The 23,853-nt window shown below is 60.4% G+C and carries 21 protein-coding genes; 13 read left to right on the top strand and 8 right to left on the bottom strand.

Annotated elements, in window-relative coordinates; translation table 11 throughout:
• Positions 1-160: 160 nt before the first annotated feature.
• The 3 genes from AC0L3H_RS22235 to AC0L3H_RS22225 all read right to left on the bottom strand — a co-directional run bounded on the left by AC0L3H_RS22235 (position 161) and on the right by AC0L3H_RS22225 (position 3,449).
• Positions 161-1,501: a glucoamylase family protein gene (locus AC0L3H_RS22235; protein WP_473490649.1), complete on the bottom strand. Its 1,341-nt coding sequence runs from the start codon at positions 1,499-1,501 to the stop codon at positions 161-163.
• 51 nt (positions 1,502-1,552) lie between these two features.
• Positions 1,553-2,305, bottom strand: coding sequence for an SDR family NAD(P)-dependent oxidoreductase (locus tag AC0L3H_RS22230; protein ID WP_091592787.1), 753 nt, complete (start codon positions 2,303-2,305; stop codon positions 1,553-1,555).
• Positions 2,306-2,519: 214 nt separating this feature from the next.
• Positions 2,520-3,449, bottom strand: a complete 930-nt coding sequence (locus tag AC0L3H_RS22225) for a TIR domain-containing protein (RefSeq protein ID WP_236379044.1) — start codon at positions 3,447-3,449, stop codon at positions 2,520-2,522.
• Positions 3,450-3,906: 457 nt separating this feature from the next.
• Here AC0L3H_RS22225 and AC0L3H_RS22220 point away from each other — a divergent pair, with 457 nt between their 5' ends.
• Positions 3,907-5,169 carry an O-antigen ligase family protein gene (locus AC0L3H_RS22220; protein ID WP_091593000.1) on the top strand — a complete coding sequence of 421 codons (1,263 nt, stop codon included), beginning with the start codon at positions 3,907-3,909 and terminating at the stop codon, positions 5,167-5,169.
• Between the two features lie 133 nt (positions 5,170-5,302).
• Here the strand turns inward: AC0L3H_RS22220 and AC0L3H_RS22215 are convergent, their stop codons facing one another.
• The 3 genes from AC0L3H_RS22215 to AC0L3H_RS22205 all read right to left on the bottom strand — a co-directional run bounded on the left by AC0L3H_RS22215 (position 5,303) and on the right by AC0L3H_RS22205 (position 8,318).
• Positions 5,303-6,091: a class I SAM-dependent methyltransferase gene (locus AC0L3H_RS22215; protein ID WP_473586901.1), complete on the bottom strand. Its 789-nt coding sequence runs from the start codon at positions 6,089-6,091 to the stop codon at positions 5,303-5,305.
• A 174-nt stretch (positions 6,092-6,265) separates the two neighbouring features.
• On the bottom strand, positions 6,266-7,474 hold the full coding sequence (locus tag AC0L3H_RS22210; RefSeq protein ID WP_091593002.1) for a polysaccharide biosynthesis/export family protein: 1,209 nt from the start codon (positions 7,472-7,474) through the stop codon (positions 6,266-6,268).
• Positions 7,475-7,643: 169 nt separating this feature from the next.
• Positions 7,644-8,318 carry a sugar transferase gene (locus tag AC0L3H_RS22205; protein ID WP_091592795.1) on the bottom strand — a complete coding sequence of 225 codons (675 nt, stop codon included), beginning with the start codon at positions 8,316-8,318 and terminating at the stop codon, positions 7,644-7,646.
• 555 nt (positions 8,319-8,873) lie between these two features.
• On the opposite strand from AC0L3H_RS22205, the gene AC0L3H_RS22200 reads away from it, so the two are divergent.
• The 8 genes from AC0L3H_RS22200 to AC0L3H_RS22165 all read left to right on the top strand — a co-directional run bounded on the left by AC0L3H_RS22200 (position 8,874) and on the right by AC0L3H_RS22165 (position 16,846).
• Entirely contained in the window at positions 8,874-9,194 is a 321-nt protein-coding gene (locus AC0L3H_RS22200; RefSeq protein WP_473586900.1) for an exopolysaccharide production repressor exox, read from the top strand.
• A gap of 408 nt (positions 9,195-9,602) precedes the next feature.
• Complete coding sequence (locus tag AC0L3H_RS22195; RefSeq protein ID WP_473586899.1) at positions 9,603-10,616, top strand: glycosyltransferase family 2 protein; 1,014 nt, start codon at positions 9,603-9,605, stop codon at positions 10,614-10,616.
• Positions 10,617-10,882: 266 nt separating this feature from the next.
• Positions 10,883-11,281: a hypothetical protein gene (locus tag AC0L3H_RS22190; protein ID WP_473586898.1), complete on the top strand. Its 399-nt coding sequence runs from the start codon at positions 10,883-10,885 to the stop codon at positions 11,279-11,281.
• Between the two features lie 145 nt (positions 11,282-11,426).
• Positions 11,427-12,296, top strand: a complete 870-nt coding sequence (gene exoK / locus AC0L3H_RS22185; protein WP_473586905.1) for an endo-1,3-1,4-beta-glycanase ExoK — start codon at positions 11,427-11,429, stop codon at positions 12,294-12,296.
• Positions 12,297-12,357: 61 nt separating this feature from the next.
• Positions 12,358-13,689 (top strand): UDP-glucose dehydrogenase family protein, encoded by a 1,332-nt coding sequence (locus tag AC0L3H_RS22180; RefSeq protein WP_473507760.1) that lies wholly within the window; start codon positions 12,358-12,360, stop codon positions 13,687-13,689.
• Positions 13,690-13,779: 90 nt separating this feature from the next.
• Positions 13,780-15,240, top strand: coding sequence for a GMC oxidoreductase (locus AC0L3H_RS22175; RefSeq protein WP_473586897.1), 1,461 nt, complete (start codon positions 13,780-13,782; stop codon positions 15,238-15,240).
• Entirely contained in the window at positions 15,237-15,686 is a 450-nt protein-coding gene (locus AC0L3H_RS22170; protein WP_473586896.1) for a hypothetical protein, read from the top strand. The genes AC0L3H_RS22175 and AC0L3H_RS22170 overlap by 4 nt, the downstream gene beginning before the upstream one ends.
• Positions 15,687-15,766: 80 nt before the next feature.
• Entirely contained in the window at positions 15,767-16,846 is a 1,080-nt protein-coding gene (locus AC0L3H_RS22165) for a glycosyltransferase (protein ID WP_023796741.1), read from the top strand.
• A gap of 105 nt (positions 16,847-16,951) precedes the next feature.
• Here the strand turns inward: AC0L3H_RS22165 and AC0L3H_RS22160 are convergent, their stop codons facing one another.
• Both AC0L3H_RS22160 and AC0L3H_RS22155 read right to left on the bottom strand, forming a co-directional pair.
• Positions 16,952-17,974, bottom strand: coding sequence for a phosphoribosyltransferase (locus AC0L3H_RS22160; protein WP_473586895.1), 1,023 nt, complete (start codon positions 17,972-17,974; stop codon positions 16,952-16,954).
• A 39-nt stretch (positions 17,975-18,013) separates the two neighbouring features.
• The gene (locus AC0L3H_RS22155) at positions 18,014-19,510 is read right to left on the bottom strand and encodes a lipopolysaccharide biosynthesis protein (RefSeq protein WP_091592810.1); all 1,497 of its coding nucleotides are present in this window, start codon (positions 19,508-19,510) and stop codon (positions 18,014-18,016) included.
• A gap of 191 nt (positions 19,511-19,701) precedes the next feature.
• On the opposite strand from AC0L3H_RS22155, the gene AC0L3H_RS22150 reads away from it, so the two are divergent.
• Genes AC0L3H_RS22150 through AC0L3H_RS22135 form a run of 4 tightly spaced genes read left to right on the top strand, consistent with a single transcriptional unit; the run spans position 19,702 to position 23,800 of the window.
• Positions 19,702-20,871, top strand: a complete 1,170-nt coding sequence (locus AC0L3H_RS22150) for a glycosyltransferase family protein (protein ID WP_473586894.1) — start codon at positions 19,702-19,704, stop codon at positions 20,869-20,871.
• 25 nt (positions 20,872-20,896) lie between these two features.
• Positions 20,897-21,892 carry a glycosyltransferase family 2 protein gene (locus tag AC0L3H_RS22145; protein WP_473586893.1) on the top strand — a complete coding sequence of 332 codons (996 nt, stop codon included), beginning with the start codon at positions 20,897-20,899 and terminating at the stop codon, positions 21,890-21,892.
• Entirely contained in the window at positions 21,892-22,842 is a 951-nt protein-coding gene (locus AC0L3H_RS22140) for a glycosyltransferase family 2 protein (RefSeq protein WP_473586892.1), read from the top strand. Before AC0L3H_RS22145 ends, AC0L3H_RS22140 begins: the two co-directional genes overlap by 1 nt.
• Positions 22,832-23,800, top strand: a complete 969-nt coding sequence (locus tag AC0L3H_RS22135; protein ID WP_473507755.1) for a glycosyltransferase family 2 protein — start codon at positions 22,832-22,834, stop codon at positions 23,798-23,800. Before AC0L3H_RS22140 ends, AC0L3H_RS22135 begins: the two co-directional genes overlap by 11 nt.
• The last annotated feature ends 53 nt before the right edge of the window (positions 23,801-23,853 follow it).

The following is a 23,853-nucleotide window of genomic DNA, read 5'->3' as shown; positions in this document are numbered from 1 at the left end:
CCCAGCCAGCATGTTGAATCAAATCCCCGCTGATTTGGGAATCCCCCTTCGATTCAGCCTCTCTTCATCCCGCTCTAATGCATGTCGCGCACATGCATGGAACAGCAACCTAAAGGGCGTCGCAGGAGGCCGGTAAAACGCGGCGCGTTTTAGCCGTCATTCAGCAGGGGTCCTTGCGAGGAGGGCTCGCCGGCTGCGACAGCCAGCCGCCGGAGAACCCGGCCTTGCACAGGCCGCGACGGATATGCGGGCTCGACCGCATCAGCTCCCAGATCAGCCGCGAGCGGTGGTTTTCAATCATCAGCACGACGATGCCTTGGTCCAGTCCATAATGCGCATCCGATATCCAGCCGCTCGGCCCGAACTTCCGCCGGTTCGCCAGCGTCGGGTTGAAGCCGCTCGGCATCCTGAAACCGTCGACCACCTCAGGGTGGCGTTCTCTGAGGTGGCGCAGCGCAGGCAGGCAGATTTCCGGTGCGAAGGGCAGCGATGCGAGATACGACCACGGCGCAATCGTTCCGTCATCGGGGCCGAACGGTGCGCCACGCGCTGCATAGCCGGAAAATTTGCGCGGCCGCCGCTCGATCCGCGCGCGGAATTTGCCGGGTCCGTCACCCGCCGAAAGGCCCCAAAGTGCTTCGCCGTAGCCGTCATAGCCAGAGGGGTTGTGCCGCGCATAGTCCCGGTGAAGGTAGGTCGCGCGGCGGCTGTTTTCGAAATAGTCCGAGTTCTTGTCCCGCATGAACGCATCCCGGATGCCATCGAAGTCGATCCAGGCATGTGAGAACTGGTGCATGAACAGCGGGCCGCCATAGAGAACGTCGTAGCCGTAGATGTTTTCCCACTGATATGTCGCGGTCCAGCCGGCATAGCTGTCGTCCGAGGCTGGCTTGTCGGGGGCGGCCATTGCCAGGACGTAAAGGATCGTCGCTTCGTTGTAGCCTTCCCAGCCATAACGCAGAAAGCCGCTCTTCGGCTTCCAGCCCTGTCGCAAGGTCGGTCTGCTGCCTTGAATCCATCGCCAGTCGACGCGTCGGTAGAGCATTTCCGCCAGCTCGCGGATTTCGGTTTCGTCGTCAGTGTCGCCTGTGAAAAAGGCGCCAGCCGTGAGCACGCCGGCCATCAGCAGCGCCGTGTCAACCACCGACAACTCGCATCGCCAGGCGCGCAGGCCGGTCCGCATGTCAAGGAAATGGTAGTAAAAGCCTTTGTGGCCGGTGACGTCGTCGCCATCGCCTTGCCGGCTGTTCCAGAAGAAACGCAGTGCGGCAAGCGTCAGCTTCACGGCTGCGTCTCGTGCTATCCAGCCGCGCTCGACCCCGACCGGATAGCAGGACAGGGCGAAGCCGACGACCGCGATGCTTGCCGGCCAATTTGGCCGCGACGTGTCGGCAACCAGTCCGTTTTCCGCATTCACGGTTTCCAGAAAATAGCCGAAGGCGGCGCGCTGGAAGCGGTCGAGCAGTTCTTCGTCGGACTGTGGAGGTTCGATCCTAAGCAAACGACGGGAACTCCAGTCTGGCGTCCGTGGTTGCAAATCGTTCCAGTTGCTTCAATAGGTCGCCCGGCCGCCGGAAACGTCGAAAACGGCAGCCGTCGTAAAGGAACATTCCTCGGAAGCGATCCACGAGATCAGCGCCGCCACCTCCTCGACCTCGCCAAACCGCGCCATTGGTATTTTCGACAGCATGAAATCGATGTGCTGCTGGCTCATCTGCTGGAAGATCGCGGTGCGCACCGCTGCCGGCGTGACGCAGTTCACCGTCACCTTGGTCTTCGCCAGTTCCTTGCCCAGCGACTTGGTCAGGCCGATCACCGCCGCCTTCGAGGTGCTGTAGGCAGAGGCATTCGGGTTTCCCTCCTTGCCGGCGATCGAAGCGATGTTGACGATCCTGCCGTAATTGCGCTCGAGCATGTGCGGAACCAGCGCCTTGTTGCAGTAGAAGACGCCGTTGATGTTGATGTCGATGACCCGGTGCCAATCCTCCACCGAATAGTCCCAGGTCGTCATGTTCGGTCCGGTGATGGCCGCGCTGGTGACCAGGATATCGACCGCGCCAAGGGCTTCGATCGTCTGCCGGGCGGCCTGTGCGACCGCTACGGGATCGGCGACGTCGACGGTCACGCCGTGCAAGTCGGCGATGACAGCCTTGGCCTGCTCGATCTGGGTGGAGTTGCGATCCCAGACGCAAACGCGCCCGCCCTCTTCAACGATTCGTTGCGCGACGGCCAGGCCGATGCCTGAGGCGCCACCGGTGACCACGGCCGATCGTCCGGCAAACCGTCCCGCAAAACTCATTGGCATATGGTCTCCCTCATTTGCCCGCCCCGACGGGCGCCTGGCGACACCGCCGGCGGCGAATGTGAAGTCAACAGCGGAGAAGTTCAAGCCGGGGACTGGAGCCTCGAACAGGTTCATGGCGGGCCAGGAGCAGGCGGTTGAGAGCCGCTCTTGGCTACGACCTGACCATTCGATGCTGGGGCTGCCGTCTCTGCAAGGCGACTTCCACGCGCACAGTTCAAACGTTCTTGATCGACTTCCAATGGCTCAGCCGCTCCGCGATCAACTCCACTCGTCGCTGGTTGTCGCGCCCGTCCAGGATGCTCAAGTCCTCCGGTTCGGCGCGCAAGTAGACGCCTGAGGTGCGCGCGTTCAGTTTTGGCTGCGTGTCGGCGCGTGTGGTAAAGTACCCGGACGCGCGATCGGCGGACTCGAGCCGGATCTCCCCCGTCCCGTACAACTGCGACGCGTTCGCATCCAAGGGCCGTTCTCCATTCCAAAAGTAGAAGATGCCGGCAGGCTCCTTTCTCTCCTTTACCGCCTCGCTCCAGTATCTGGCTGACAGACTGCCATTCTCTTGCCATGAGCGGCCGGCCAACTCCAACGCACCATCGCGGTCTCGCGCGATACGCAGGAGGCTCACGGCGGACGGTTCCTTTACGGTCCGCTCCGACAGGGAAAACTGCCACCAAAGGCCCTCTATTCGGGCGACGCGGCCTTCATTTTCAACAGCTTTTCGCAGCTTTTGGTTGACCGCTCTCATCTCCGCGGCGGTCGTCGCTTCGCCATACCTCACGGACGTCAGGCCCAGGAGATCGCTTGGAAGCTTGGAACCGTTGGCATGAAGGATAAACGTTCGGCGCATTCCAAGGACTCCGCCGAAAAGGCCGGCTTCGAAGACGACATTGTCTCGCGGAGAAGCCTGAGCGGATACAGGAGCAGATGATGCTGGCAGGCTTACACTGGTCCAATCGTCCTGGGCGAAGACGAAAGCGGCGAAGTCGACTTCCCGCGTAAGCTCGAGCAGGCGCCCCAGTGTGGTTGTCCCCGGATTGAAGGACGTCGTCCAGGGTTCCACATGCGCGATGTCTTCAAGACCGCGTGTCAGCGCCTGCAGCAGCTTTTTCTGCTTCCCCGACGAGCCCAGGAAGATTCGAGGTTTGTCCATCCGTTTGCTCCAACCCAACAGATCGGGGACGACCAGCGTCTGCCAATTGTTGGTGTGGCCATCGTCTGGTTGTCCCCGAGATAGCGTACGCGGAGGGCCTCATTCATTGCAACGGATGCAACGAATGCCGGCTGCTATTTTTCGGTCCGGTGCTGAAAGCAACTGCAAAAACAGTTCCGCGCGGCGGTCATGCCGACCCTCTCGTTAGATGCGGCGGCGATGGCTTTTGAGGGCGCCGAGAGCGATGCCCCAGCCCTGCGCCGGGATGCTCGGGTTCTTGCCGCACGGCCTGTCGTGGCCTTTTCCCGCCGTCTCGGGGCGCCTTATGGCTGTTTTTGCCTCATTTGGGTGACAGGCTGTGGGGGATGGGTTATATTGCACTGCACAATGAGAGCGTTCGCGCATGGCGCGGCGACGAATCGGCATTGAACTGCATGGACGGGAATTCGCTACCGAGATGAAGATTCCAAAATCTCTGTTGGTCGACCCGGAGAAGAGCACCGTCTACGGCGCATTTGCTGTTGCCATCTCCATTTGGGCGTTCTCCTACTCCTCGGTTTTCGGCCCGATCTTGATCCTGGCCTATTATGCGGTCTGGCTTCCCCTGATCCTGGTAGACTACCGGCGGCTGTTGCGGCATGCCTCCAGCGCGTGGCTGCCGCTGGCGTTTGCATTCTATGTCTGCCTCTCGGTGTTCTGGTCGGATGCCCCCGGCATCACGTTGAGGACGTCAATCCAGTATTGCTCCCATATCGCCTGCGCCTACATCGCCGCGCGCACCGTCAGCGTCCGGACGTTGACGATAGGCTCGCTGATCGGGATTTTTGTCGTCCTGCTCTATTCGCTCAAGGTCGGGGGTTATTCCTATGATATGCTCGACGGGACGTACAATTTCGTCGGCGCATTCAGCTCCAAGAACCAGATCGGCTTTGTCGCCTCCCTTGGCATCTATTTTTGCATTGTCTTCCTGGTTTTTCTCAGGCGCGGCCGGATAAGCTTCATCCTGACGGCGCCCATCCTCGTCCTATCGGCCTATCTTCTGATCATGGCGCATTCCGCCACCTCGACGGCTTCGATACCGGCAGTTCTCGCTCTGGTGGCTCTGCTTGCCATGGCCAAAAAGCTTCCACTCCGCTACCGACGGGTGATTTTCGTGGTCGGCGCATGCGGGCTGGTCGTGGTCACCGCGGTTGCCTTTGCAGGACTTCTGGATTTCGTCCTTGGCGCCTTCGGAAAGGATTCCACGCTCACCGGACGGACCTATCTCTGGGAGCAGGGCTGGGAAGCGGCGCAGCAGGCGCCAGTCCTCGGCGTCGGCTACGCGGCCTATTGGGTGCAGGGGTTCGCCGAGGCCGAGCGGCTCTGGAACGAATTCTACATCACAACCCGAAGCGGCTTCCACTTCCACAACACCTATATCGAAGCCCTCGTCGAGCTCGGTTATGTCGGGGCGACGCTGATTTCGCTGATCATCCTGCGCACGCTATGGGGCCATATATCGGCCCTGATATTCAGGGCATGGCAAGCCGAGTCGGTGATTCTTGCCGGCGTGATGGTGCTTTTGTTCATTCGGTCCTTCGTTGAGATCGACACCTTCAACCCCTACATCACGGGCTCCTTCCTCCTGTATTACAGCTACTTCAAGCTGGTCAGGGTGCATGTCGCCCGTCCCCGATGGACCGCAGCGGACCTCGCGGAACCAGAAACCGCAGGGCGCTAAGCAAGGGCTAAAATATTACCTTGATTTTGGTGGCGCGCACAAAAACGCCGCCTGACAGCGCCAAGGCCAAGCAATCATCTCATCTCACAGGCAGCAGGCGAGCCTCGCCCGAGTTGGGTTTGCTGCCTGTTGATCAGGCCCTGAGGGTCAGGAGCGCGTACCATGCGAACCGCTTCACAAAGGGAAGCGTCAAAACCACTGAATCGACAGCTTTGCCAACCGTGTAGACGGTCTCCGAAATGGTTCGCGGCATGAGCGCGCTTCCTACGGAGCACAGGCCGAAATAGTCCACCTGGACATCGCTGAAATAGCGGCGGGCCAAAGCGAAGTCCGAAATCAGCAAGGGATGTTCATCAGCGGTGCGGATGAGGGGTGTCCGCTTTCTGTAGGCATTCAGGAGCGGATTGTGTCCCATCGGCTCGTAGAAGGACGCCACGCCGTTCGGCTTCAGGACACGGACCACATCGGAAAAACACCGGTCCAGGTCCAGGTGATGGATGATCCCGCGTCCATACACCAGGTCGAACTTGTTGTCCTCGAACGACATGGCTTCCGCATTCATCGCCAGGAATGTAGCGTTCGTGCTTCCAAGCGCGCTCGCCCGTTCGTTCGCCTTGTTTACTGCTACATCCGAAATATCGATCCCCGTCAGAGATCGGCAAAGATCGGGCAGGTGCAGGGAATGCAGGGACCACCCGCCATTGGAGCAACCGTACTCGAGCACGTCTGCGTTTTTCGAAAGCCGTTTTATCTGCTCGTCTTGACGTTCAGCGCCATGTCGAATCGTTCGATACCACTTGTCCAGGCTTCCTCTTGGATCCTCCTCCTGACTAAACCTGAGATTGTGAAATTCTCTTTCTCGACTGACGATTTCGTCCCTTGCACTGTGCATGACGAAGTCCTCCTCGGATTTGAGTTGCAACTAAAGCACAACATCTCCTTGCGCTGTAATTACTCACGTCCCGAGTTGGCGGCAGGCTGGCTTGTCGGGCAGCGAGCATAGTGTCGACGAGTTCATGGTCGAACTCGTCCGGGTCGAACTCTTTGCCGATCGAATCTTGTTCGGCTTGATCGGATCGGCCGATCGCTCGAAGGCTTACTGGCTTGCCATTGGCACCAGCTTCACCTTGATCACGTCCCCAGGCAGCACGGGTGTATCTTCGCTGGCGGCGATTTCGCTGGTCTTGCCGTCGACCATCCGGACCAGGCCAAACGACATCGTTGGCTCTTCGCCGTCGCGATAGCCTTGTAGCGCCGGGTTCCCCGACATGGCTTCGGCCATCAGGCCGGTGTGCATGTTCATCTTGAGCATTGTTTCGGCGAGATCGGCTTCTGCCTGTTGCCGGCCAGTGGCGAGGTCGGCATTCTGGGTGTTCTCCAGGTCGATGGCGTCCTGGTTGGCCTTGCTGATCGACTGCCTGGCGGTGAGGATAGCCGTTTCGTAATCCAGGATCTGTCCTTCCAGGTCGGCGATCGTTTGCTGCGAACCCAGAACCCGAGTGTTGACCACAAGGCCCTTTTGCGCCAGCGAACCGATGCCGCTGAGCTGTTCCTTTGCCAGGTCGACCTGCCGCTGCTGGTTGACGATCTTTTTCTGCAGCGAATCGATCTCGCTCTGCAGCAGCTTCTTCAAATCGTCGAGCGCCTGAAGGCGCAGTTTGAGATTCTTTTGATCGGCCGTCAGGATCGCCATCTCGTCGGCAACGATGCTTGCCAGCTTCGGATCCTCGGCCAGCTCTTTCGGCACGTCGAATGTCGGCTTGTCGGCGATCTGTGCTTCGATGCGCGCGCGCCGAACGATCAGTCGGACCCGTTGGTCCTGGAGAACGTCAAACTCGCCCTTGGCGTTGATCATGTCGCGGTCGTACCGCTGTCCTTCGGGGGCCCGCCGGACACCGCCGGCGATGCTCATCGCCCTCAGGACGGTCAGGTCGGGCACGTAGGGATACTGGCCCGGCGTCTGCACCTCCCCGGAAATGTAGAACGGCCTGTACTGCGCCATTTCGACGGAGGCTTCCGGCCGGTCCGCCAGAGCGAGCTTGCGCTGGAGCGCCTGGCTGATCGCCGCCGCGATCTCGGATGTGGTCTTGCCGGATGCCGGCATTTCGCCGACGAACGGCACCGACAATGTTCCAGACGGGCCGACCGTGTATTCTCCGTTGACGGCTGTCCAGTCGCGGAACGTGCCTTCAACGGTCTGCCATTCGGCCACGCGGATGGTCAGCTTGTCCTGGGATCCAAGCCGGTACTCGTCGGCCGCGGCGAGTTGCGGAACGGCGAGCGCCAGCGCGAGGCAGGTGGTCATAAGCCGCATCGGACGCATGCGATTGCTAACCGTGCCGGCCCAGGAGATTTCGAAGATGTCTGTTTTCAACTGTATGTTTTCCGATTCGCTTTGGGCCGGTCCGATGAAGCTTGCTGCAGAATGCCTGGCGTCTGGACAGTCACTCCGCGCACAACCGGCTGCCGGCCGGTCAATAGCAGCCCCGCGACATCCAGACGGCAGGCACGGTCTTGATGATGATGCGAATGTCCTCGAACAGCGACCAGTTTTCGACATAGTGGCGATCGAACGCGACACGGCTGTCATAGGAAACGTCATTGCGGCCGCTGACCTGCCAGAGCCCGGTCAGGCCAGGGCGCGATTTCAGGTAATAGACGGCCGAACTGCCGTAGATTTCGAGCTCGTCGCGCACCACCGGGCGAGGACCGACAAGGCTCATGTCACCCTGAAGGATGTTGATGATCTGCGGCAGTTCATCGAGGCTGAGCTTCCTCAGCACGGCCCCGACACGCGTGACGCGCGGATCGTTCTTTAGCTTGCGGGTAGCTATCCATTCGGCCTTGGCGTCCGGGTTCGCGGCAAGGTATGCCGCCAGCACCTGTTCGCCATTCTGCACCATAGTGCGAAACTTGAGGCACGGGAAAATCCGTCCGCCCCGCCCGATCCGCCTGTGACCGTAGAAAATCGGCCCGCCGTCGGAAAACTTGACAAGCAGCGCGACCATCACAAACAGCGGACTGAGAGCAACCAGCCCAATCAGTGAACCGGCGATATCGAAGCTGCGTTTGAGCAGGCCGCCGATTGGTGGAAAGTCGATACCGGCCTGTGGAAAATCCGCGTCGGCCGGCTTGGCTACGTCCCTCATGCATAAACTCCATACGTTGAACGGATGGTTTGCCGCACGATATCAAAAAAATGCTGCATCGCAACACACAATTCCTTGAGCGCCTGAAATAATCGCGTCATGCATTGATTAAATAATAAACCGATCCTGCGCAAATTTTGGCCTTTTATGGCGCGTTCGTGACAAATTATGGGCAACCTTGAAAAAGTTAGTGCCTTTTTGAGGCTGATTTTGGGCGTATCGCTCTTCGTGCCGCGTAGTTGAGAATTATCGTGCTGTAGCTTTTTAAAATATAAAGCGCTCCTAAAGTAAAATACTGATTAATATTGCGGCTCTTACTGACGTGAGTCCATACCGGGCGATTGGTTGTGATGCCGGGGTGTGCGTCGCAACATGGCAGAGTCGATCCCCCGAACTTATGCAAAATAATTTGCGGCTGGCCTTGCCCGCTATTGCACACCTTAATAGAGTTGCAAATTGTTTCTGTCAGAGTATGGACAGCGTGGGAAGGCCGGAAGCAACCGGCCAAAAAAGCGGGTGGCCTCAACAAGCTCGCATGGCGAAGGGAGGCTCGGGGTGGTCAATCATCGATTTTTGCCCGAGCAGGTTGACGGGCTGTCGGGTATGTCGCTACCAAAATTCATTATTGGCATGATTTTCGCGCTGGCGATCGTGGTCGCCTGGTCTTATCTCGACGGCGCTTCGCTAGGCACAACGCTTTTTCGCGCTATAGCCTGCGCCATTGTCATTCAACTGGGCTACTTTCTGCTTGTTTTCGCCATGGTTGCCAGAAATACCCCGACGTCGGCCGACAAGATTCGCGACGTCGAACGAAAGCTGAGTTCGACCGAAGCGGCCGATGGCGAGAAGTTCAGTGCCAGGAGAAGCCTCCACTGACCTGACGGCAGGTAGCGTCGGCCGGGTCCCTGGCGGACTGCTCGCCCGACAGCATCCTGGGCAACCGACTTGCGGATTTCCCCATCAGCCTCCTCTGACTCAGCCACCACTGCCTAAACTCTGTCGATCGACCTGGTGATCAGCCACTCGAGTGCGCCGACGCCCCATCCAGAATGGGCAGGGATGGTGTGCGAAGCGGCCCGCCTATCCGCTGGCATTTCACCGCCCGTCGATTTGCGCCATGACGACCCCGAAAGGAAAGACTGGACGGAGCGAGTGATTTTAACGATGCTTCGCACTCGCAGCATAAGTGCCGGCTGATGTTTCGTACAGCCGGGCAGTCAGTGAGAACGAGAGCTGCATTGGGGGAGAAATTCGGAGCTACCTGTGCAGTCGAGAGGCGAATTGATGACAGAACCGGAAGTCTGCGTGATCATTGCCGCTCGCAACGCGGCGCGGACAATCGCGGTTGCCATCGCATCGGCCTTGCGCGAGCCGGAGGTGGCCGAAGTCGTCGTCGTCGATGACGCCTCCACTGACGATACCGCGAAAGTCGTTCGGGCGGCCGACGATGGCAGCGGCAGGCTTTCCGTCATCCGGCTCGACGTCAACGGCGGTCCTTCCGTGGCCCGCAACGCCGCGATCGCCAGCTCCAAATCGCCATTCATCAGCATTCTGGACGCCGACGATTTTTTTCTCGAGGGCAGATTTCGCGAGTTGTTCGCCAGCGCCGATTGGGATTTCGCTGCCGACAACATCATGATGATCAGGGACGATGCGGCGACCGACGTTTCGAAAATCACCGCTCCGCGGTTTGCGGCCGATCCGGAATTTCTCGATTTCGAGCGCTTCATCGAAGGCAACATCTCCAGTCGTCTTGTGCAGAGAGGTGAGTTGGGTTTCCTCAAGCCAGTGATCAGCCGCGCTTTTCTGGACCGGCATGGGCTGCGCTATGACGAAAACCTGCGGCTGGGCGAAGACTATGAACTCTACGCGCGCGCAGTTGCTTGCGGGGCGCGCTTCAAGGTCATCAGGTCCTGCGGCTACGGAGCGATCGTTCGCGCGGATTCGCTGAGCGGCCAGCACAAGACGCAGGATCTCAAGCGTCTGGCCGACGCGGATCTGGCGCTGCTGGCGATCGACAGTTTGCCGGAAGGCTCCAAGGCCGTGCTCAGAAAGCACGAACGGCAGGTACGCGACAAATATCGGTTGCGAAACTTCCTCGACGTGAAGAACGAGAAAGGGCTGACAGCGGCTGCGGCCTACGCCCTGGCCAGCCAATCCAATCTCATCCCCATCGTTCGCGGCGTGGCCGCCGACAAGCTGGATGCGCTGTTTCGCCGCGCCGGCTTTGGCTCGAAACAGCCTGTGCCGTCGCGACGCTTTCTCATGGCCGCAACCAGCCCGGTCGGCGAGGCTTGAGCTGGTCCGCCGGCGCGCCACACCGATCATGTCAACAGGTCCTTACCCTGCCTCAAAGCGATGCGAATTTCCGATTCGCCGCACTAGGTGGTTGCCTACTCGCTTTGGGAATGGCATGTATGTTGCGGTGCAGCAATTCTGATTGGCTGTTTGAATCGGCCGAAAATGTCCGCCTGTCAGAGGAGCTGGACGATGCGACAAGAACTTTTTTGGCCCGGCCGGGCACAAGGGACAGCTTGGGCCGGCTATGACAGGAAACTGAGCGCATGGCCTCGATATTTGGCTTCAGATCAAGGGATCCGGCTCGAGACAGGCAGACCGATATCTCGCGCCTTGACCGCCTGGCAAAGCTGCTTGACCAGATCGCAGCCGAGATCGAGGCGGAGAAAAACGGGCTTGAGAATCGCTACCGGACAAAGGCCACCAACGCCGCCTTCCTGGTCGAGGCGATGGAAAATGGCGCGGCCTCCTCCAGCAGATCCTCCGAGGTCAGCGAACTGACGAAGTCGATTTTGAATTACGAGCGGCGCATCGCGGCGCTCGCCCGCCAGAACGAATTGATGAAGGGTCTCCGGCATTCGCTGGATGCTATCTTCCATGAAAGCGCCCAACCTGACTCGGCCACCAAGGCCGATTTCGCCAACCCTGCCGCCGGCGCGGGGTGAAATTTCAAAGAGCCTGGCTGCCGCCACTGGGCAAGAAGGAGTCAACCGGGAACGCTACCGGCAGAAGGTCAAGATCAACTCGTTTCGTCATGGTTTTGAACATCGACTTGGGTTGGGGGGGCGCACAGCACAAGGTGAGTTTGGTATGAACGCGGATTCAAAAAGCACGTCCACCCCAGCAACCGGCGACCGGCCGTTCACGCACATGATGAGGCAAGGGAAACTGAGGCAGCTATGTTCGGGCGGAGCGTTTCTGCTGGTCGCACTCGGCAGCCTGGTTGCGGGCCCGACCCCTTCCCGTTCGCAGGACATCCCGACTGCGCCATCGTTCGTCGATGATTTCACCAGCTTCGACCGGGCGCGTTGGTACATTGCCGACGGCTGGGCGAACGGCAAGTATCAGAACTGCATCTGGTCCAAAAGACAGGTCAAGCTTTACAATGGCATGCTGACGCTCGGTTTCGAAAAGCAGAAGGTGAAGGATCGCGACTTTGCCTGCGGCGAGGTCCAATCCAAGCAGCGCTTCGGCTATGGCACCTATGAGGCGCGGATGAAAACCGATTCGGGCTCTGGCATCAACGCCTCCTTCTTCACCTACATCGGCCCAACCGACAAGCAGCCGTGGGATGAAATCGACTTCGAGGTGCTGACCAAGGACACCTCCAAAGTGCAGGTCAACGCCTACATCGCCGGCAAGGGCAATAACGAGAAAGTGGTGGATGTAGCTGGCGGCACCGACAAGGCTTTTAACGATTACGCCTTCGTCTGGGAGAAGGACCGGCTGCGCTGGTACGTCAATGGCGAGCTGGTGAACACGATCACCGATCCGGCAAAGCTGCCCAGCCATGCGCAAAAGATATTTTTTAGCCTCTGGGGCAGCGACACGATGAAGGAATGGCTGGGGCCGTTTTCGGATCCGGGTCGCAAGCTTACCTTGCAAGTGGATCGCATCGCATTCACGGCGCTCGGCCAGCCATGCCAGTTTCCTGAATCGCTGGCATGCAGCATTAAGTAAAGACCAATCTGAACCGGCCGGGCCGAAAGCGCTCCGAAGTCTTGAACAGGAATGAAATCAAATGAATTTGACGGTCTTTGGAATCGGCTATGTCGGTCTGGTGCAGGCGGCGGTGCTTGCCGAAGTCGGCCATCAGGTACTATGCGTCGACATCGACGTGAAAAAGGTGGAGCGGCTCAATCAGGGCCTCATTCCGATTTTCGAGCCCGGGCTCGAAAACCTCGTCAAGGAGAACCATGCGGCCGGCCGCATCAAGTTCACCACCGACGCCGCGGCCGCCGTCAAGCATGGCCAGATCCAGATGATCGCTGTCGGCACGCCTCCGGGCGAGGATGGTTCGGCCGACCTCAAATACGTGCTGGCCGTTGCCGAGGCCATCGGCCGGGAGATGGATGCGCCCAAGATCGTCGTCGGCAAGTCGACCGTGCCGGTCGGCACCTGCGAAAAGATTAAGGCCAGGATCGCCGTGACGCTGAAGGCACGGGGCCGCGAGGATCTTGCTTTCGACGTCGCCTCCAATCCGGAATTCCTCAAGGAAGGCTCCGCGGTGGCCGACTGCATGAAGCCCGACCGCATTATCGTCGGCACCGGCAGCGAGGACACCGAGGCGGTGATGCGTGAGCTTTACGCCCCATTCAACCGCAACCACGAGAAGATGATCGTGATGGATGTGCGCAGCGCCGAGTTCACCAAATACGCGGCCAATTGCATGCTGGCGACCAAGATCAGCTTCATGAACGAAATGGCCAATCTGGCCGAGGAACTCGGCGCCGACATCGAGGAGGTCCGCAAGGGCATCGGCAGCGATCCCCGCATTGGCTACCACTTCATCTATCCGGGCCTCGGTTATGGCGGCTCGTGCTTCCCCAAGGATGTGCGCGCCCTGATCAAGACCGCCGAAGGCGTCAAATTCGATGCAAAGCTGCTGCGCGCCGTCGAGGAACGCAACAACGAACAGAAATCGGTCCTGTTCGATAAGGTGAACCGCTGTTTCAACGGCAATCTGAAGGGCAAGACTTTTGCGCTGTGGGGCCTGGCGTTCAAGCCCAATACCGACGACATGCGTGAGGCGCCGGCTCGGGTCTTGATGGAAGCGCTCTGGAAGGCCGGCGCCAAAGTGCAGGCTTACGATCCCGAGGCGATGCAGGAATGCCAGGCCGTCTACGGACTGCGCGAGGATCTGCTCTTGTGCGGGACCAAGGAGGCAGCGCTGCGTGGCGCCGATGCGCTCATGATCGCCACCGAGTGGAAGAATTTTAAGGCACCGTCGTTCGACGCGATCAAGGATGCGCTGTCCACGCCGATCATCTTCGACGGTCGAAACCTCTACGACCCCAAGGTCATCGCTCGCTACGGCATCGAATATCACTCGATCGGCAGGATGGCGGCGTGAGATCAGGCGGGACAGGCCGGGGGCTAGGACATCAAGGACGATCGCGAAGGCTTCGATGAACGCGCTCGTGTCAACAAGGGGTCTTCTCTGATGGTGCTGGGCATCAGGCCGGAACAGATCGCCAACGAGCATTTCGATCTTGTCGCAGTCGGTTCCGGTTTCGGTTCGGCCTTCTTCCTGCATGCGTTCGCCAAGCAGCGAAAGGCACGCATTCTGGTTCTGGAATGGGGCGGGCACAACACGCATGAATGGCAGCTCGAGCAAAACGTCAACACCGACATCGAGGACAAGACCACCTACAAGACCAACTCTGACAAGCCGTGGAATTACACCATCGGATTGGGTGGCGGAACGAATTGCTGGTTCGCCCAGACGCCGCGCTTTCACCCGAACGACTTCAGGCTGAAAAGCCTCTATGGCGTCGGTAACGACTGGCCGATCAGCTATGACGAGCTCGAGCCGTTTTACTGCGATGCAGAGGACGTCATGTCGATTTCAGGCGACCCCGACATGGCGGCGATGATGCCGCGTTCCAGGCCATTTCCCCAGCCACCGCATCACATGTCGACGCCGGACCGGATGATGAAAGCGGCGCAGCCGGACCAGCATTTTGTCATGCCGACAGCCCGCGCGCGCGTGCCGACCGCGCAACGGTCTTCTTGCTGCGCCAACTTGCGATGCGGATTATGCCCGGTCGATGCCAAATTCACCGCCAACAATGGCCTGATGCACCTCTTCGAGCATCCCGACGTTTCGGTCTGCCTTGGCGCTGAAGTGCGCCGGCTCGACCATATCGGCGGTTCGGTCCGTTCGGTCGCATTCGTGCATGAGGGCAAGGAATATTCGGTCAGCGGCGATCTTTTCATACTGGGCGCCAATGCCATCCAGAGCCCGGCGATCATGTTGCGGTCCGGCCTGTCGGGCGAATTCGTCGGGCGCGGCCTGCACGAATCCTACGGATGGAATTTCGAAGCCTATCTCGACGGTGTCGACAATTTCGACGGAAGCACCATCACCACCGGCTTGAATTTCGGCCTTTATGACGGCGCTCACAGATCGGACCATGCGGCGGCGCTGGTCTATTTCGAAAACCGCTGGCAGCACGGGATGCGCCCTGAAAAGGGACGTGTCCGTCAGACGCTTCCCATCATCATTGTTACCGAAGACCTGCTCGACCCGGAAAATCTCGTGATTCTCGACGAGGATGAAAACGCCTTCGTCAGTTTCGCGGGAGCATCCGACTATGCGGTCAACGGCATGGCGCGGGCAAAGGAGAAATTGGCGGCGCTTCTGGCGCCGCTGCCGGTCGAAGAGATCTTCGATCGCGGCATCCGGCGCACCGAGTCGCATGTCCAGGGCACGTTGCGGATGGGCTCGAGCCCGGCGGATTCGGTGGTCGATCGGGACATGATCCACCATCAGCTCAGGAACCTGGTTGTCGTCGGCTCGAGCACATATCCAAGCTGTTCCTGCGCCAACCCGAGCCTGACGGCGGCAGCCCTCTCCCTGCGGGCGGCGAGCCGGATAGCAGGAAAGGAAATGGCCGGATGACCAAGGTTTCGCGACGCGCGGCACTGGCCATCATGGCTGGCGGAGTTGCTTCGACCGGCATCGCCTACGCCACCGTTTCCTCGCTTTCGGACGAAGACCTGGTGCGCGTCACGCTCGAAAGATATTTCGGCAGGCTGAACATGCGCATCGAACATTTGCAGCAGTTCGTCCTGGAATTCCAGAAGCGGAACCCCTGGATATTTCCAAACACAAAGCTGGGCGATGCTGTCACTGTGCTTGAGGCGCTGAAATTGAGCGCCGCACGCCGGTTTCTGCCCGAACAGAAAAAAGAGGACCTCAGGCATTTCGACCGCTGGGTCATTGCCGAGTTCCATATGCTGACCGACTACGCCCGGCGCAGTTCGCCAGCCGACCCGGTCCGGTTCACCGGATGGCAGCCGTGTACCAATCCGTTCGCCAATTTGGAGACGCAGCAGGATGCTTGAAGCGGGTCGCAAGCCAGCATCCGTAAATAAGCCGTGCGTCATTGCCCGTAAACTTGAGAATGCGACAAGGAGCCGAAACCATGAAAGTGCTTTTTGCAGGCGGTAACGGTTACACGCCCCAGTTCAGCGGCGGTGTCCAGTCCAGCACCCATCACCTTGCCGAACAGTTGCGCGAGCACGGGCATGAGGCTTCGGTGCTCGCCGCCCTGTTCGGCCAGGGCGTCTTCGGCTACAAGGCGCGCGCCAAGATGAAACTTTTGAGGCAGCGCGCTGTCATCGACAGCTTTCCGGGCTATCCGGTCGTGCGCGCCTGGTTTCCCTGGGAGGCGGCGGGTTTCGCCGTCGAAAAGCTGAGGCCGGATGTCGCCGTGGTCCAGTGCCACAAGTCGGTTCCGATCGGCAAGGCGCTGCAGGCCGAAGGCGTGCCGCTGGTCGTCTATCTCAGGAATGTCGAGTTCCACGAATTGGGCGGCGATCTGCGCGAGTTGCATTCGGCGCTCTACATAGCCAATTCCGAGTTCACGGCGCGCACCTACAAGGCAAAATTCGATATCGATTCGACGGTTATACCGCCGACCATCAATCCCGCGCTCTACCGCACGCCGACGACAGGCGAGTTTGTCACGCTGATCAACCCCTATGAGGAAAAAGGTTTCGAGCTTGCGGTGCGCATCGCCGCCGCCTGCTCTGAAATCCCGTTCCTGTTCGTCGAAAGCTGGAAGCTTGACGATGATCATCGGGCCCGGATCGAGCAGACGATCGCGCCGCTCGGCAACGTCACCCTGGAGAGCCGGACCAACGACATGAAGACGGTCTACGGCCGCACGAAAATCCTGCTGGCTCCCAGCAAATGGGAAGAGGCCTGGGGTCGGGTGGCGTCGGAAGCCCATTGCAGCGGCATTCCAGTCGTCGGCTCGCGTCGTGGCGGCCTGCCCGAAGCGATCGGCTCCGGTGGCGTGGTGCTGGATTACGATGCCCCACTCGCCGACTGGGTGGCAGTGGTCAGGCGTCTGTGGACCGACAGCCTGGAATATGGGCGGCTTTCAGCGGCGGCGCGTGCATTCTCCGAGCGCCCGGAACTCGATCCGGCGGGTCAATTCGCGACCTTCTTCTCGATGCTGGAGAGGGCGACACAACAGCCTTCGCGGCAAGCCGCCTAACCCATGTCGCGCAAAAGCATGCGCTCGGGCCTGACCCTGGGCGGCCTGACCCGAGGGTGCGTAGCGGTTTGTCGCGTGACGCGCTTTAAGTCCCGAAACCCGGGTTCAAGCCGGTCGTTTGACCCGGCTTTTGAGCGTCTCGTAACCGCGTTCGCCAAGCAGCGTGCGCGCGACGGTCTTGATTGCCGTCTTGCGCCCGTCAGGCGAACTGATCTGCCTTAACCTGCCCGGAAGGTTACGCGCCGCCTGTCCAAGTGCCGGAAGTGACAGCGTGTCAGGATAAATTGCCAGATGCGTTTCAACGCACAGCACCGGCTTGCCGGAAAGCTCGGCGATCTTGAGGGCCTGCTGGTGCTCGCTTTCGATGAACAGGATGGCATCGGATTTGCGGTAGAAATCGGCTTTGAAACTGCCATGCACGCCAAGCCGTTGCCGTTCAGCCTTGCTCGGCAGGTCAAGCATGATCAGCTTGTCGTATTCTATGCCGTGCTTTGCCAGCCATGCTTCGGTAAGCGTGCGGTATTTCTCGAGCCGGCTGGTGACGAGCCAGCCGATCTTGCGGGTCGGGCCAAACAGAGGCAGCGCTTCGCCCAGGAATTTCTCATAGGCGGGGCCGTCGTCATTCTCTGCTTCGGTCGGGTCCAGGCAAAGCACGCCGTCAATGTCGACGCAGCTTTGCGCGAGGAATTTGTGGTGCATGAAGTTCCATTGGAACATCCTTGGATGCGGCACGACCTCGAGGACGATGTCGGTTTCCTCGTGTTGGGGCAGCAGGCCGAACACCGCGGCAAAGGTGAAGTCCGCCTTGATGCCGGCAGCCCCTACCCGGCTGCGCGCCTCTCTCATGGCAGCGCCGCCGCTGACGCTGTCGTCGATCACCAGGACCTTGCGCATATCGGTCGCCTGGCGGTCGAGCGCGGCGCGCCGTTTGGTGACGCCCGAAGTATAGATCTTTCCGGCCAGGAAACTGTCCAGGTCGGTCATCGGAATGTTCGCCGTCAGGCTGAGCAGGGTGGCGGCGAGAATGCCGCTTCGCGGGACCCCGACCACCAGGTCGATGTCGCGCGGCAACCGGTGAAGGTTTCTGACAATCGCATCATTCATGTCGGAGATCGATCGGTAGTGCATGGGATCAGACCTGGTCCTCGTATGGATGTCCGTGCAAAGTTACTTCGCCTCGCTTGGTGCGGCCTTAGGCGCCCGCGCCGGCAGCAGTTTTAGGGCCTCCCGCAACGCCTCGCGGCCGGAAGCAAACGCCAGCGCGGTCATGACCGTGATCATGTAGGACAGCGCCACGGCGCTCGCCATCGCGAAGATGTGCTGTTGCGGCAGCAACGGCTTGGCGAACCAGATCGCGGCAAGCGCCAGATGCGCGCCAAGCACGAAGGGCGTTGCCGCGCGAAGCATATGGCTTGCCCGCAGCGGCCCGGTCTTTCCGATATACAGCCACAGAAAAGGCGTTCTGAGATACTCGCTGACCGCATAGGCGATCGCCACGCCTAGCGCGCCATAGGGCAGGCCGATCAGGAAGGCCAGCACCGACGTCAAAGCTGTTATGATGCCCCAGCGCATGAAATCGCCCGAGCGGCCCTGGCTGATGAAAAGCCATCCCGCCGGGTTGTTGAGCGGCTGCAGCAGACCGGCAAAACCGAGCGCCAGGAAGATGCTGGAACTCTGCCGCCACTGCTCGCCGAGCACGAACGGTATCAGCACGTCGGCCATGGCGATGGCGAAGGCGACACCCGGAAGTGCGACCAGCAATATCAGCGGCATGACGCGAAGATAAGCGCTGCGGTAGCGATCCGGCTCGTCCTTCAGCCTGGAAAGAGCCGGCACCATGACCTTCGACAGCGGATTGGTGATCTGGCTCAACGGAAACAGAAGCAGCTTGTAGGCGCGGTCATAGAGTCCAAGCTGCGCTTCGCCCCAGTATTTTCCGATCAGCACATTGTCGAGATTTCGGGCAAAGAAGTTGGCGAAGTTGAACCCGGTGATGCCGGCGCCGAAATTGATCAGCTCGCTAATGCCGTTGACCTTGCGCGGCAGGCTGGGGCGCCATCGCGAGTTTGCCCAGTAGCAAAGCGTGGGCAGTACGGCTGCTGTCAGGGTGCCGGCAAAAAGCGCCCAGTAGGAACGGTCGATGAAAGTCCAGGCGATCGATACGGCAAGGCCGGCAATGGCACTTGCGACGTCGATGATGGCCAAGCGGGCGAACTGCATTCGGCGTGTCAACAGCGCCAGATGCTGGGCGCCCAGCCCATAGGCTATGATCTGCAACCCGAGTGCTGCCACCAGACCAGACACCCGCGGTTCGCCATAGAAGGCGGCGACCAGAGGCGCCGCGCCGGCAAGCACGCAGGCGAGCAATGCGCTAACCGCGACATTGACCCAGAAGAGGTAATTGACCTCTTCATGCTTGATTCCGCTTTTCTGAACCGTCGCCTGGGTCAGGCCGAAATCCTGGAACAGCGCGATGAACGCCAGCACAGGCGCGCACATCGCCACGACGCCGAAGTCCTGCGGCGAGAGCAGGCGCGACAGCACGATGACGGAGACGATCTGCGTCGCAACCCGCACCGATTGCGCCAAAGCCGTAATGATAGCGCCGCGTCCGACCGATCTGCGGAGAGAGCCCTCTGGCGGGTCGAATGCATTGGCTTGCAAATTCAGGGTCCCTGATTTTCGTGCCGGTCCCGGAGTCCCGACCCATGCCCGATGCCACCATCAAACTACGGCAATAATATTGCAGCGCAACAAAAAACATTGATTTTTGCTACGCTGCACCAAAAATGTTGCGATGCAGCACGAGCTGTACTAGGATTCTTTCGGGTGGGCCAACAGCGGTCGAGTTTTTCATGCTGCATGTCTTGTACTTGGTGCACGACGTCTCCGATCCGGCAGTGCGCCGGCGGATCATAATGCTCAAGGCAGGCGGCGCCCAGGTCACACTGGCAGGCTTTCGCCGGTCAGCAAGCCCGATCGCCGAGGTCGAGGGCTTGCATCCGATCGATCTTGGCGCAACGCGCGATGGGCGATTCGCCCAGCGGCTGGCAGCGGTCACCAAGGCGGCGGTTTCGATCGGGTCGAAACTCGGTTCGATGCCCAGACCCGACCTCATCATCGCGCGCAATCTGGAAATGCTCGCGCTTGCCCGGCGTGCCAAATCGGCATTCCAGGCAACCGTGCCGATCGTCTATGAGTGTCTCGACATCCATCGCTTGATGCTTCGCGACGATTTTCTGGGCAAGGCGATGCGCGGCGCGGAGCGCTATCTGGCCAGGGATGTAAAGCTGCTGGTCACCAGTTCGCCGGCCTTCATCGCAAACTATTTCAAGCCGTTCGGGCAGATTGCCGCGCCGGTCGAACTGCTCGAAAACAAATATTTCGAGCCTGCCGCGGTTTCGCTGAATGAGCGCACGGCGGCGGAGCCCGTCGCTCCGCCTTGGCGGATCGGCTGGTTCGGCGCGCTCCGATGCCGCCGCTCCCTGGAACTGCTGGCCGAATTTTCCCGACGACTCGAGGGCCGCTTCGAAATCATCCTCAGGGGCCGTCCGGCGCTTTCCGAATTTCCGGATTTCCACGGTTTCGTCGAATCTGAGCCCTGGCTCTCGTTTGGCGGACCCTATCGGAATCCCGAAGATATGGCGACGATCTACCGTGAGGTTCATTTTTCCTGGGCCATCGATTTTTTCGAGCAGGGGCTGAATTCTGAATGGCTGCTGCCCAACCGCCTCTACGAGGGCTGCCGCTTCGGCGCCGTGCCGATCTCGATGGGCCACACCGAAACCGGCCGGTTCCTCGACCAGCAGGGAATCGGTGTTCTCTTGCCTCAAGCCACTCCCGAGGCACTCGAGGCTGCCTTGGGCGAGTTGGAGGAGCATCGTTTCGGGAAATTGCGGGCGCGTGTTCTTGCCCGCAATCCGCGAACCTGGAGCCACGATCGCAGCGATTGCCGGGCGCTCGTCGAGAAGCTTCGCGGGTTGACGGTCGCGCCCGGTTCATATGCTGCCGAGGCACTGGCTTAGGATGGCTAGGGAAGGACATGGGCCGATGATGCAGACCGAAATGCCGTCCAACCTGATCGTGATTCCGTGCCTGAACGAAGCGGCTCACATCGGTGCGCTTGTTCATGAACTTCGACCGGCCGCCGAAAGGCTCGGCGCCCGGATCATCGTTGCCGATGGCGGTAGCACGGACGGCACCAGGGCGATCGTCGAGGAGATCGCCAGGAAGGATCCGAGGGTCATCCTTCTTGACAATGAAAAGCGCCTCCAGAGCGCGGCGATCAATCTCGCCATCGCCAGGTACGGCGATGGGGCTGAATATTTCATTCGCGTCGACGCGCATGGCGGCTACCCACCGGATTATTGCGACCGGCTGATCGAAGAGGCGCTGACCACCGGCGCCGATTCGGTCGTCGTCTCGATGCTGACCAGCGGCAGCGGCACAGTGCAGAACGCGGTTGCGGCTGCACAGAATTCCAAGCTCGGCACGGGCGGCTCCAAGCACCGGCATCTCTCGGCGGGAGAGTGGGTCGACCACGGTCACCATGCTCTGATGCGGATTTCGGCGTTCAAGGCGGTGGGCGGCTATGACGAGACGTTCAGCCACAACGAGGATGCGGAGCTCGACTACCGGCTGCGCAAGGCCGGCTACCGGATCTGGATGAGTGGCAAGACGCAAATGATCTATTACCCGCGCTCGTCGCTCGCCGGCCTCTATTTCCAGTATCTCGGCTATGGCCGCGGCCGAGCAAAGAACGTTCTCAAGCACCGCATGATACCGAAGGTCCGGCAGATGGTGCCGCTCCTGGTGTTCCCTGTCGTCCTTCTCTCTGCCTTTTTCTTCGTGCATTGGCTGGCAGTCATGCCGATTCTGGTGTGGGCGTCGGTTTGTCTCGGCTATGGCGTGCGGATTGCGATCAGCCAGCGCAATCCGGACAGCGCCCTTGCCGGGATTTCGGCAATGGTCATGCATTTCGGCTGGTCCGTCGGTTTCTGGCTGCAACTGCTTGGACCGCGATCGCAGCGTAGGAGGGTGGCATAGTGGGTGTGGCCGAAAAAAACCGCAGCGTCGACGTCTGCGTCTGCACGTTTCGGCGGCCGGAGCTTGCCGACACGCTTCGCTCAGTTGCCGCCCTGGACGTGCCTTTGGGATTCGACATCCGCGTCATCGTCGCCGACAATGATGACGGGCCGACGGCCGAACTGCTGGTGGCGACGCTGGCGGAGACGCTGAAGCTGCCGATCAGCTATCGTCATTGCCCGGCACGCAACATCTCGATCGCCCGCAATGCCTGCCTCGACGCCAGCACGGCGGATTTCGTCGCCTTCCTCGACGATGACGAAACGGCATCGTCCAGATGGCTCGTCGAACTGGTTGCGACGGCGGACTTGAGTGGCGCTGCCGCCGTGCTCGGGCCAGTGCGGGCGCGCTATCGGCCGGATGCGCCCTACTGGATGCGCCGCGGCGATTTTCACTCCACCTTGCCCGTCTGGGTGGGTGGCGAGATCCGCACTGGCTACACCTGCAACGTCCTGCTCAGGATGGGCGCCGACAGCCTCCGCGGCCGGCGATTCAGCCTGGCGCGTGGTCAGACCGGTGGCGAGGACACCGAATTCTTCGACCATATGGTCAAGGCCGGCGGTCGCATCGCCTTTTCGCCGCAGGCCTGGGTCGATGAAGTGGTGCCGCGCGCCAGGGCGGCTTTCGACTGGCTCCGTCGCCGCCGGTTCCGCGTCGGGCAGACGCATGGGCACCTGCTGGGGCGCGACGCGCATGGCCTCGCGTTGGTCAGGCAAGTCGGCCTCGCCTCGGCAAAGGCGGTTTTTTGTTTCGCATCGGCAATCCCGGTCGCCATCAGTCCCGTGCGCAGGAACCGCAGCGTGCTTCGCGGCATCATGCATGTCGGCGTCGTGAGCGGTCTTGTCGGCGTGCGTGAAATCCGCCAATACGGCCTGCCCTCGCCGCAGGAAGGGGGCAAGCGTGCAGCCTGACGTCACCTTTGTCATTGCCGCCTACAATTCGGAGCTGACCATCGAGCGGGCGATCGCCAGCGCCATCGCCCAGCGCGATGTGAGCGTGGAGGTGATCGTTGTCGACGACCAGTCGCGCGACCGGACGCTCGATCTGGCGCGATCCTACCCCGAAGGCATCGTCCGCGTCGTCGCACTTGAGCAAAACCGCGGTCCAGGCGGCGCCAGGAATGTCGGCCTTGAGCTTGCCCGCGGCAGGTGGGTGGCGGTCCTCGATTCCGACGACGCGGTCTATCCCGGGCGGATCTGCACCATGATTGACCGCGCCGAGAAAGCGGGCGCCGCGATCGCAGTCGACAATCTCCAGGTGGTTCGCGAGGACGGTGTTGCCGAAGAGACGATGTTCCCGGCCGACTATCTCGAGGGTTTGAGTGAAATCTCGCTGGCGGACTATATTGCTGGCAATGTGGTCTTCGAATCCAGGTTCAATCTCGGCTATCTCAAACCGATCTTCCAGCGCCGGTTTCTGAACGAAAACGGGCTTCGCTATGACGAAAGCCTGATCATCGGCGAGGACTACATCTTGCTGGCCAGTGCTCTGGCCAAGGGCGGCAAGTGCGTGGTCGAGCCGACGACCGGCTATGTCTACCATATCCGGACCGGCTCCATTTCCCGCGTGCTCGAACCTCATCACGTCGAGGCGATGCGTAAGGCCGACCTCGTTTTCGCCAGAGCCCATTCGATGGACGCAAAGGCCGCAGCCGCTTTCGCAAGGCGCACGCGCAGCCTGCGCAAGGCGGCGTCGTTCCTTTCTCTGGTCCAGCACATCAAGGCGCGATCCCCACTCAAGGCGGTGTGGACGGCGCTCAGCGATCCGGCGGCGGTTTGGCATATGGGCATGCCGATCGCCGTTCGGCTGCGAAGGTTGGCGGCGCAATTTGCCGTGGGTGCGGGGGAGGTGAAGGGTGCAGGCAGCTGAAAAATGGTTTTCGCGGCCTGCGACAGGTTGAAGTCGATCTCCTCAGAAGGAAT

Source organism: Mesorhizobium sp. WSM4816, assembly GCF_055811535.1.
The sequence above is the reverse complement of the archived record's forward strand: the minus strand, read 5'-3'. Positions and strand labels throughout refer to the sequence as shown.